The organism is Neisseria sp. HMSC064E01, from assembly GCF_001808875.1.
Classification (GTDB): domain Bacteria; phylum Pseudomonadota; class Gammaproteobacteria; order Burkholderiales; family Neisseriaceae; genus Neisseria; species Neisseria sicca_A.
Map to the genome: position 1 here is coordinate 68,972 of NZ_KV794939.1, position 2,032 is coordinate 71,003.

Sequence of the window (2,032 nt, forward strand, 5' to 3'; positions counted from 1 at the left end):
CTCGCGTAGGCGGGGGCGGGAATGACGGTAGTTGGGCAGAAATTTATACCGCGCCACGCAGCCTGCCCCCTCTCCCGTCTGGCGGGAGAGGGTTGGGGAGAGGGTGGCTTTACGGGCTGCACGAATTTGATTTTGCCTAAAGCCACAAAGCCATCCCCATCCTAACCTTCCCCGCCGGACGGGTGAAGGAACAAGGTTGCTGATACGGCAAGAGGTCGTCTGAAACCGTAAACTCAGTTTCAGACGACCTTTTCCTTTTTTGCCTCCACGCAATACTATAAAATTCGGGCTGCCGCCGAGCGCGATACGGCTTGAAATTCAATAAAGGGAACGAAGAAATGGCGAAATGGAATATCTGGAAGAAAATCACGGAAACAATCAGTAAAAGCAAGGCTTGGCTGGACGGGCAGAGCAATGCGGTAAAAGTTTTGTGTGCAGGAGCCATGTCAGTAATCATTTTTGTGCTTACTTATTTTGTAGCTATCAAAAACAGCAACAGTAATAGCAATTCTGTCGGCTATTGGAACTTCATCATTCTGATTGTTTCCGCCCCTGTCGCTTTCGTTATCTGGCATTTCCGCGACGAAAACAATAGACAGCAAATCGAGAACCAGCGCAAAGACATTAATCTGAAAGAATTTCAAAAACTGTCCGAATGGGTCAGCGGCGCGCATTTGCCGGAAATAAAAACCGTCAGTAAAACCACGCAGAAAAGCAGCTTAAAAGACGGGGCAGAAATTACAGAACAGCCGACGGAACAATCTGAAGAATATGCCAAAAAGCTAGATGCCGCCAATTTTGATACTTTCAGCAAACGAGACGGCGCGGTCGCTTTGCAGATTTCCGCCATCTATAACCTGCTACCGTTTTTCCGAGGCGATTACGGTGAAAGTTTCCGCCTACCCGCATTCAATTTATTGAAGTCTGCTTGGCAGGCAATGCAGCAGGATAGTTTGAAGAAATTGGATGAAGGACATTTATTTGATTTAGAGCGAGAGGAAATTTTTGAGGAGTTGAGACAAAAAGCTAGAAGCCCTATAGGAGTAGCTTTAACCCATGTGCTTTTGAGTTTGAATCAGGAAAATACGAAACCGAATTTGCAGGATTTTCATGAAATGCTCCCTAATATTTGTTTAGCAGGGATAAATTTTCATTTAAGCGGGGTAAGTGAAATTGCTAGAGATTTATCAGACTTGAATTTGAATGGAGCAGATTTTCGTGGAGCTATCCTAAGAGAAACTAAGTTTCAAAATAGCAAACTAAGGCGAGCAAAGTTGAATGATGCTGAATTGATAGAAGTTAATTTACAAAATGCTGACTTGTTGCTGGCTAATTTACAAGGTGCTGGCTTGAGGCGGGCTAATTTACAAGGTGCTGACTTGAGGTTGGTTAATTTTCAAGGAGCTAGATTGCTTAGTGCTAATTTGCAAAGTGCTGAATTGAAGATGGCTCGGTTGTCAAATGTCAACTTGGCAAATGTGGATTTACAAGCAGCTAGCTTTGATTGGGAACAGCTAAAGGCTAGCAAGGAACTTTCAGGTGTACGTATCACAGTAAATGATTTTATTTCAAAAATTTATTCTGATTGGAAAAAAGAAAATGACCCTGAGTGGGAAGCATTGACGAATGAGAAGCAAACGAAAGCAATGCAACAATTCTGTGATGAAACAAAGATGCTGATTCTTAATGAATATGGAACACAACAAATAATACCTCCCCTTTAGGAAGATTAAAATCTGACTTTAATTGTAATTTATCCAACAAAGGTCGTCTGAAACTGAAAATTTGGTTTCAGACGACCTTTTCTTATAAGCAAACCACGCCAAACACCCCACCGCCGTCTTTCCCGCGCAGGCGGGAATCCATCGGAAATTCTAAGAAACTGATGTCTGAAAAACAGTTGTCGAGATTCAGAAGTAGATTCCCGTCGTAGCCTGTCCTCGCGTAGGCGGGGGCGGGAATGACGGTAGTCAGGCAGAAATCTATGCCACGACATACAGCCTGCCCCCTCTCCCGTCCGGCGGGAGAGGGC

General features: G+C 44.2%; 2 protein-coding genes. One reads left to right on the plus strand and one right to left on the minus strand.

The genetic code is table 11. The annotated features are described in order from the left end of the window. Positions 1-338: 338 nt before the first annotated feature. Positions 339-1,724, plus strand: coding sequence for a pentapeptide repeat-containing protein (locus HMPREF2572_RS06990; protein ID WP_168161779.1), 1,386 nt, complete (start codon positions 339-341; stop codon positions 1,722-1,724). Between the two features lie 82 nt (positions 1,725-1,806). On the opposite strand, the gene HMPREF2572_RS14585 is transcribed toward HMPREF2572_RS06990, so the two are convergent. Continuing rightward, a partial coding sequence (locus HMPREF2572_RS14585) for a hypothetical protein (protein WP_083294181.1) occupies positions 1,807-2,032 on the minus strand: 226 nt, incomplete at its 5' end.